Source organism: Stenotrophomonas sp. S39, assembly GCF_016624665.1.
In the GTDB taxonomy this organism is placed as follows: Bacteria; Pseudomonadota; Gammaproteobacteria; order Xanthomonadales; family Xanthomonadaceae; genus Stenotrophomonas.
In genome coordinates, this window is sequence record NZ_JACVTT010000150.1 from 1 (window position 1) to 6,876 (window position 6,876).

The window sequence follows — 6,876 nt, forward strand, 5'->3', positions numbered from 1 at the left end:
CCCCCCCCGCCCGGGCCCCCCCCCCCCCCCCCCCCCGCCCCGCCCCCCCCCCCCCCCCCCCCCCCTCGACTGTACCAATGGCGAGGGTGTTGATGTTTGCGTGGGACGAAACCGCGTTCCTTGAATTGTTCGGCGTCGCACCGCAGGTGGACACGTCCGAGGGTATCGACGTGCAGGTCGCCCATGCGCAGGGCAGCGTGAAGCTGCAGCTTGGCTTCAATGCGCTCACCGGCGATGTACGCGTGCAGGTATTCGCAGCAGGGCAGGGCGAACCGGTGTTCGACGGTTGCCTGGCATCCAGTCCCGGCGCCCGCGTCGTCCGCAACGCGGGCGCCGAGTTCGTGGAGATCGGTGGTGCCGGCAGCTGGCCGCATGCGCGTGGCTACGACATGCAGCAGCCCTTGGCGCATGGGCTGCGCGTGTTCGTCTCGCCCGCGTTGATGGTCAAGACGTTCGGCCCGTAGAGTCGAGCTTGCTCGACTGCTGTCGGCCAGAATCAGTCGAGCAAGCTCGACTCTACGAGGCTGGCAGTCGAGCAAGCTCGACTCTACAGACAGCGTGCTGGCTCAGCGCAGTACCGGCTCCACATCCACCAGCCGCACGTCATGCATCTGGTCGAGGTAGGCCTCGTAGTACCACTTGTGTGACGCACCGACGATGGCCAGCATGCGCGTGCCCGGGTGTTGGCCGAGCACGTCGCGGATGTTGGCGACCATGCGCAGGTTGCGCGTTTCCCAGTAGCCCACGTAGTTGCGGCCGAAGCCCTCCGGCGACGGTTCGACCAGGGCAGCGCCGAAGTCGCTGTCGTAGACGTTCTGCGCGGTCTGGGGGGAATTCTCGTGGCGGTAGAGGGCCAGCACGCCGCCTGGCTGGGCCACGTTGTCATCGAAGGGAGCAGAGGCCGCGCGGCGGGCTTTGCTGGCGGGGTTGTCCCACGCGCCGCGGATGGCCTTTGCATAGGCCTTCTGCAGTTCCTTCGGGGTTTCCGTATCGGCGGTGTGGTCATCCACCGACCACAGGCGTTCCAGCCCCAGCCGCGCGGCCAGCTCGGCGGCGACCAGGTTCACCTCGTCCTTGCGCAGCACGCGTGCATCCAGGAAGGCGACCAGTTCCGGGGTCAGGCTGTCGGCCGCGCGGCGTTCGCTGCTGGGCAGGCGCAGCCATTGCACGATGGCCGAACCGCGTTCGCCCGCAGCCAGGAATACCGCTGCCAGCCGGCGCCGCTGGGCCGGCGTGGCATCCTTCGGCCATGTCGCCAGCATCCGCTCCATTTCGGCATTGGCTTGCGGTACATCCAGTCCGGTGGCGGCCTGTGCCGGTGCGGTGTCGACGCAGTAGGTGCTCACGCTGTCGGCGTAGCGGGTCGGGCTGCGGCGCATGAAGTCGCATTGCAGGCCCGATACGTTCTCCACTGCGATGGCCGTGGGCTGCCATGCCTGCAGGCGCGACAGCAGCGGCTCCAGCATCGCCGGCTGGAACGAATCGGGCAGGGCGGAGAGATGCGGGCTGCCCAGAACCAGGACGTCATTCATGCGGCCGGCAGGCGGTCCCTTGTGCTCGCCCGGATGGAAGGCGGGGCGATAGGGCGCATCAGCGGCGCCGGCGGCGGCACTGCACAGGCTCAACAACAAGACACACGCGCGACGTTTGAACATGGGCTTCTCCCTGCAATGGATGCATCCGTGATGTTGGTGATGCTGCACGCAGCGACGCTCGATGTAATGGGTCGTTGGTCATTGCAACCTTCCCGGCGCAGCGCGCATCGCTGTAACGGCGGTGGTGGTCCACAATGGCTGCTGCACCCTGGAAACGAACACCGACATGGACGCTGCACTCCCCATCGTGACGATCGCTGCACTGCTCGGTGCCATCATCGGCTTCGTCGGGCCGCTCGGCTGGCGCTGGCAGCTGCTGCGGCTGTCGCCGGCGCTGCTGCTGCCGGTGGCACTGCATGTCCTGCAGCACACGTCGTGGATCTTCGGTGGCGGCGGTGGCTGGGTGACGGCGGCGCTGCTTGTGTGGGTGGGCAGTCTCGGCTACCTGCCGGCCGTGCTGGCCATTGCCGTGCTGCGCTGGATGATGTGGCGTCAACGCTGACCGCGGAGAAGCACGATGCTGGTAAGAGTAGGCAATCTGGACGAAGCCCTGCAGGTGCTGCAGAGCGTGGGCGAGCTGGGCCAGGGACGCACCCATGCCACCTATGCACAACGCCTGGCCGGGCGCCGCCACCTGGTGCTGGTGGCCGAGCAGGGCGGTGAACTGGTCGGCTTCAAGGTGGGTTACGCGCTCGATCGCAGGCGTTTCTACAGCTGGGTTGGCGGCATCCATCCGGCCCATCGCCGCCAGGGCATCGCCCAGGCGCTGCTGGAAACCCAGCAGCGCTGGGCAGCCGCGCAGGGTTACGGCTGCATCGAGGTGAAGACCTCGCAGGCCTTCCCGCAGATGGTGGCCCTGCTGGAGCGCAATGGCTACCAGGCCCAGGGCGAGGCCGGGGGCAAGCTGCTGTACCGCCGGGCATTGTGAAGGCGCGGGCCGTGCAGATCGCCCTAAAGGTGGCGTCCCGCCCGCCGATAACCTGACTGGATCCCGCTCCTGCCTTTCGCTGCTGGACTCCAGGCTGCCCCCGACGGGCGGCCCGTGCTGTGTGTACCGCCTTCCGCAGTCCGCAGTCCAGCTTTACGCGCAAGACGAACAAGGACGCTTCCCCCCGCGCGTCTGCAAGTCCAGGCAATTGATGGCCCCGCCGGGCATCCGCCCGCCGGATTGCATTTCATTGGACTCCGAGGAACCCACGATGCTGATGCCAGGCTTCACGGCGGGTGAGCAGACGCCGGCCGATTCCCATTCCCGTTACTCACCCTGGCGCCTGCTGCTGGGCGCGCTGGGTGCGCAGCGCACCACCTCTGATGTGTCCGCGCAGGACCGCCGGCAGGATGAGCTTGCCGCACAGGTGGCTGCCCTGCATCGCGTGCAGGCGGTCATCGAGTTCGCCCTCGACGGCACCATCCTGCAGGCCAACGACAACTTCCTGCAGGCGGTGGGCTACCGCCTTGATGAGATCCAGGGCCAGCACCACGCCCTGTTCGTCGACCCCGACCATGCCCGCAGCGCCGAGTACCGCGAGTTCTGGGCGCGACTGGCGCGCGGCGAGTTCGACGCCGGCCAGTACCGGCGCATCGGCAAGGGCGGGCGCGAGATCTGGATCCAGGCTTCGTACAATCCGGTGCTGGATCGCCAGGGCCGGCCGTACAAGGTGGTGAAGTTCGCCACGGACATCACCGCGCGAAGCTGCAGGCCGCCGATTCGGCCGGCCAGCTGGCGGCCATCGACAAGTCGCAGGCGGTCATCGAGTTCAGCCTGGACGGTCGCATCCTGTCCGCCAATGCCAACTTCCTCGCCGCCACCGGCTACACGCTGGAGGAAGTGCGCGGCCGGCACCATTCCCTGTTCGTCGAACCCGACCAGCGCGAAAGCGCCGAATACCGCCAGTTCTGGGAAAAACTGGGCCGGGGCGAGTACGACGCGGGCCAGTACCGGCGGCTGGGCAAGGACGGGCGCGAGGTGTGGATCCAGGCGTCCTACAACCCCATCCTCGATATGAACGGTCGCCCGTTCAAGGTCGTGAAGTACGCCACCGACATCACCGCGCAGGTGCATGAAAACCAGGCCACCCAGCGCGCCGTGGCGCAGACCCGCGAAGTGGTGGCGGCCGCAAAGCAGGGTGACCTGACCCACCACGTGGACATGACCGACAAGCGTGGCCCGATCGCCGATCTCTGCGAGGGCGTCAACGCGCTGGTGGAGGCCATGGCCGGCATCCTCGGCCAGATCAAGTTCGCCGCCGACACCATTGCGGTGGGCGCGAGCGAGATCGCGCAGGGCAACAACGATCTGTCCCAGCGCACCGAGCAGCAGGCCGCGTCGCTGGAAGAAACGGCGGTGTCGATGAAGGGCCTGGCCGAAACCGTGCAGCGCACCGCCACCCATGCACGCCAGGCCAGTGAACTGGCCGGTGGCGCGGCCGACGTGGCGGCGCGCGGCGGCACCGTGGTCCATGAAGTTGTCTCGACCATGGCGGTGATCAACACGTCCTCGCGGCGCATCGTCGACATCATCGGGGTGATCGACGGCATTGCCTTCCAGACCAACATCCTGGCCTTGAATGCCGCCGTGGAAGCCGCGCGCGCGGGGCAGCATGGCCGCGGCTTCGCCGTGGTGGCCACCGAGATCCGTGAGCTGTCGCAGCGTTCGGCCAGTGCGGCCAAGGAGATCAAGCAGCTCATCGACGCATCGGTGGCCAACGTCGGCGCAGGCACCGCACAGGTGGAAAGCGCGGGGCGCACCATGGATGAGATCGTGCGCGACGTACGCCGGGTCAGCGAACTGATGACCCAGATCAGCACGGCGGCACAGCAGCAGAGCGACGACATCCAGCAGATGAACCAGGCCGTCGACCTGATCGACCAGGGCACGCAGCAGAACGCAGCGCTGGTGGAGGAAGCCTCGGCGGCGGCGCGCAGCATGGAGGAACAGTCCGCGCAGCTGCTGCAGACCGTGGCCGGGTTCCGGGTGGATGCGGGGCAGGGCGGTGGAGGCGCGCAGCGGATGCCGATGCTGCGGGTCGTGACCTGACGCCGGGGCGGAAGCGCCTGCAGCAACGCAAAAGGCCAGATCGATGACCTGGCCTTTTGTTCGATGGTGCCGGTGAAAGGACTCGAACCTTCATGGGGTCACCCCCGGCTGATTTTGAGTCAGCTGCGTATACCATTCCGCCACACCGGCAGCAGCGGGCTAGTGTAACCGAGCCCGGCGGACCTTCATAGAGGCGCCTCTGTACAGGGCCGGAAGCCCGTTGATTTGTCGGTAATGGCTGGGCGATGGCTATACTGGATCCGGTTGACAGGCGCCGGAGGGAGGCCCATGACTGCGTTGCAAGGCCTGCGGGTGCTGGTGGTCGAGAACGATGAGATGAGTGCCGCCCTGCTGCAGATGCAGCTGGTGCAGGCCGGCGCCGTGGTGGTCGGTCTGGCCGAGACGGTTGCCGAGTCGTTGCGCCTGCTGCAGGACACCTCGCCGGACGTGGCTCTGCTGGATTACCGGCTGGCCCGCAACGAGACCAGTGAGCCGGTGGCCGCTGCCCTGGCCGCACGCGGCGTGCCCTTCGTGCTGGCCACCGGCATGACCGCCGATCAGCTGCCTGCATCGATGCGCGGCGGCGTGCTGCTGGTCAAGCCCTACCTGTCGGCGGATCTGTCGCGGGCATTGGTGCGCGCGGTCGGCCGTTCCAGCGCCAGGGCCTGACCGCCGGGCTCAGGCTCAGGCCGCCTCTTCGTAGACGTAACGCAGATCCTCGCGGTCATCGAGGATGGCGTACTGCGTGGCCAGCTGGTCCGGATCGGGGTTGAGCCAGGCATCGAGGTGTTCCGGCCGGATCGGCACCACGCCGCGGTCATGACCGGCGGCAGCCACGTCGGCCGGCGGTGCGTCGGTGATCGCGGCGAAGGACAACAGCCGGCCTTCCGGGCCTTCCCACTCGGCCCACAGGCAGGCCAGCAGCAGATCACGTGGCGGGTCGGGGCGGAATTCCAGCACCACGTCCTGTTCCTTTTCTCCGGTATCCAGGCTGCGGCCGGCCATGGCATGGCGCGGCACGTGCTCGTAGAACGCGCTGACCACCACCACGCCGTGGCGCAGGCCGAAGGCGCCGCGCCAGTAGCCTTCCAGGCTGTCGCGTCGCGCGTTGTAGGTGCCCGGGTAGAGCACGTCGTTGCGTGCGGGCTTGTCCGGCAGGCGGCACTGGTAGCGCATCGGCTTGATCACCCGCTGCCCGTTTTCGCTGACCATCACCGGCGCGTAGGTGCCGGGGAAAATGCGGTTGTCGCGCGGCAGCAGCTGCACCCGGTGCAGGTCGTCCAGGCGTGCCTGCGCGCGTTCGATGCGGTTGCTGGCCACGCGCAGTTCGTTGCGCGCTTTCTGTGTCGGCCGCGTGGCCAGGGTGGCGTGGGCGATGTCGCGCCGTTCGCTCTGCTTCAACAGCTCGGCGTGCAGCGCCTGCTGCTCCTCGGCATGCCACTGCTGGATCTTCGCCACGATGTCGCGGCCCTGCCCGGTGCGCGCGCCGGCAAAGCCATCGTCCATCGCCTTGGGTGTCTTCGGCCGCTTCTTGCCGGGATCGTGCGCGTACAGCTCGGCAAATTCTTCCAGCGACAGCACGGCGCCGTATTCACGGACAAGCTTGGCGTAGTCGGCGCGGATCAGGGCGGAGTAGCACATGGGCGTTCTGTGGGCGAAGGTCGCAGCGGCTGCGACGTGACTACGGCAGGATAGCCTGACCACATGGAGATGACGCATGAGTGATTCGACGACCTGCCAGTTCCGCGACGGCGTAGCGACCGTGGAGGACTACTGCCAGCTGCGCCTGCTGGCCGGGCTGAGTGCGAAGACCGCCGAGGCCGCCAGCCGCGCGCTGCCCAACACGCTGTTCGGCGTCTGCGCCTACCAGGGAAGTGAGCTGGTGGCGATGGGCCGGATCGTCGGCGACGGCGGTTGCCACCTGCAGGTCTGCGATATCGCCGTGTTGCCGCGGTTGCAGGGGCAGGGGCTGGGCAAGGAAGTAATGCGGCGGCTGGATGCGTGGATGCAGGCGAATCTGCCGCCGTCGGCCTATGTGAGCCTGCTCGCCGATGGCGAGGCGCATCGCCTGTACGCGCAGTTCGGATTTGCACCCACCGCACCGGCATCGGTCGGCATGTATCGGCGCTTCTGAACTCGATGCCTGGATGACAGGCAAAGAAAAACCCCGGCCGAGGCCGGGGTCTTCAAGAATTGGCGTCCCCACGGGGATTCGAACCCCGGTCGCCACCGTGAAAGGGTGAT

The 6,876-nt window shown here is 67.6% G+C and carries 7 protein-coding genes, 1 tRNA gene and 1 pseudogene; 6 read left to right on the forward strand and 3 right to left on the reverse strand.

What is annotated here, in order from left to right; all coding sequences use genetic code 11:
* Positions 1–92 precede the first annotated feature (92 nt).
* The gene (locus IAE41_RS21415; protein WP_200734483.1) at positions 93–464 is read left to right on the forward strand and encodes a hypothetical protein; all 372 of its coding nucleotides are present in this window, start codon (positions 93–95) and stop codon (positions 462–464) included.
* A gap of 102 nt (positions 465–566) precedes the next feature.
* Here the strand turns inward: IAE41_RS21415 and IAE41_RS21420 are convergent, their stop codons facing one another.
* Entirely contained in the window at positions 567–1,655 is a 1,089-nt protein-coding gene (locus IAE41_RS21420) for a DUF5694 domain-containing protein (protein WP_200734484.1), read from the reverse strand.
* A 166-nt stretch (positions 1,656–1,821) separates the two neighbouring features.
* On the opposite strand from IAE41_RS21420, the gene IAE41_RS21425 reads away from it, so the two are divergent.
* The 3 genes and pseudogenes from IAE41_RS21425 to IAE41_RS21435 all read left to right on the forward strand — a co-directional run bounded on the left by IAE41_RS21425 (position 1,822) and on the right by IAE41_RS21435 (position 4,632).
* Positions 1,822–2,097 (forward strand): hypothetical protein, encoded by a 276-nt coding sequence (locus tag IAE41_RS21425; RefSeq protein ID WP_108746898.1) that lies wholly within the window; start codon positions 1,822–1,824, stop codon positions 2,095–2,097.
* Positions 2,098–2,112: 15 nt separating this feature from the next.
* Positions 2,113–2,523, forward strand: coding sequence for a GNAT family N-acetyltransferase (locus tag IAE41_RS21430; protein ID WP_200734485.1), 411 nt, complete (start codon positions 2,113–2,115; stop codon positions 2,521–2,523).
* A 271-nt stretch (positions 2,524–2,794) separates the two neighbouring features.
* Positions 2,795–4,632 (forward strand): annotated as a pseudogene (locus IAE41_RS21435) (methyl-accepting chemotaxis protein).
* Between the two features lie 64 nt (positions 4,633–4,696).
* On the opposite strand, the gene IAE41_RS21440 reads toward IAE41_RS21435, so the two are convergent.
* Positions 4,697–4,782: transfer RNA gene (locus IAE41_RS21440), tRNA-Leu, on the reverse strand.
* A 138-nt stretch (positions 4,783–4,920) separates the two neighbouring features.
* Between IAE41_RS21440 and IAE41_RS21445 the strand changes: the two genes are divergently transcribed.
* Complete coding sequence (locus IAE41_RS21445) at positions 4,921–5,301, forward strand: response regulator (protein ID WP_200734486.1); 381 nt, start codon at positions 4,921–4,923, stop codon at positions 5,299–5,301.
* 15 nt (positions 5,302–5,316) lie between these two features.
* On the opposite strand, the gene IAE41_RS21450 is transcribed toward IAE41_RS21445, so the two are convergent.
* Positions 5,317–6,273 carry an SOS response-associated peptidase family protein gene (locus IAE41_RS21450; RefSeq protein WP_200734487.1) on the reverse strand — a complete coding sequence of 319 codons (957 nt, stop codon included), beginning with the start codon at positions 6,271–6,273 and terminating at the stop codon, positions 5,317–5,319.
* Positions 6,274–6,349: 76 nt separating this feature from the next.
* On the opposite strand from IAE41_RS21450, the gene IAE41_RS21455 reads away from it, so the two are divergent.
* Positions 6,350–6,766: a GNAT family N-acetyltransferase gene (locus tag IAE41_RS21455; protein WP_079222271.1), complete on the forward strand. Its 417-nt coding sequence runs from the start codon at positions 6,350–6,352 to the stop codon at positions 6,764–6,766.
* Positions 6,767–6,876 lie beyond the last annotated feature (110 nt).

Coding starts and splice junctions, on each gene's coding strand:
- IAE41_RS21450 (WP_200734487.1), bottom strand. CDS start 6,273: ATGTGCTACTCCGCCCTGATCCGCGCCGACTACGCCAAGCTTGTCCGT.
- IAE41_RS21445 (WP_200734486.1), top strand. CDS start 4,921: ATGACTGCGTTGCAAGGCCTGCGGGTGCTGGTGGTCGAGAACGATGAG.
- IAE41_RS21420 (WP_200734484.1), bottom strand. CDS start 1,655: ATGTTCAAACGTCGCGCGTGTGTCTTGTTGTTGAGCCTGTGCAGTGCC.
- IAE41_RS21425 (WP_108746898.1), top strand. CDS start 1,822: ATGGACGCTGCACTCCCCATCGTGACGATCGCTGCACTGCTCGGTGCC.
- IAE41_RS21430 (WP_200734485.1), top strand. CDS start 2,113: ATGCTGGTAAGAGTAGGCAATCTGGACGAAGCCCTGCAGGTGCTGCAG.
- IAE41_RS21455 (WP_079222271.1), top strand. CDS start 6,350: ATGAGTGATTCGACGACCTGCCAGTTCCGCGACGGCGTAGCGACCGTG.
- IAE41_RS21415 (WP_200734483.1), top strand. CDS start 93: ATGTTTGCGTGGGACGAAACCGCGTTCCTTGAATTGTTCGGCGTCGCA.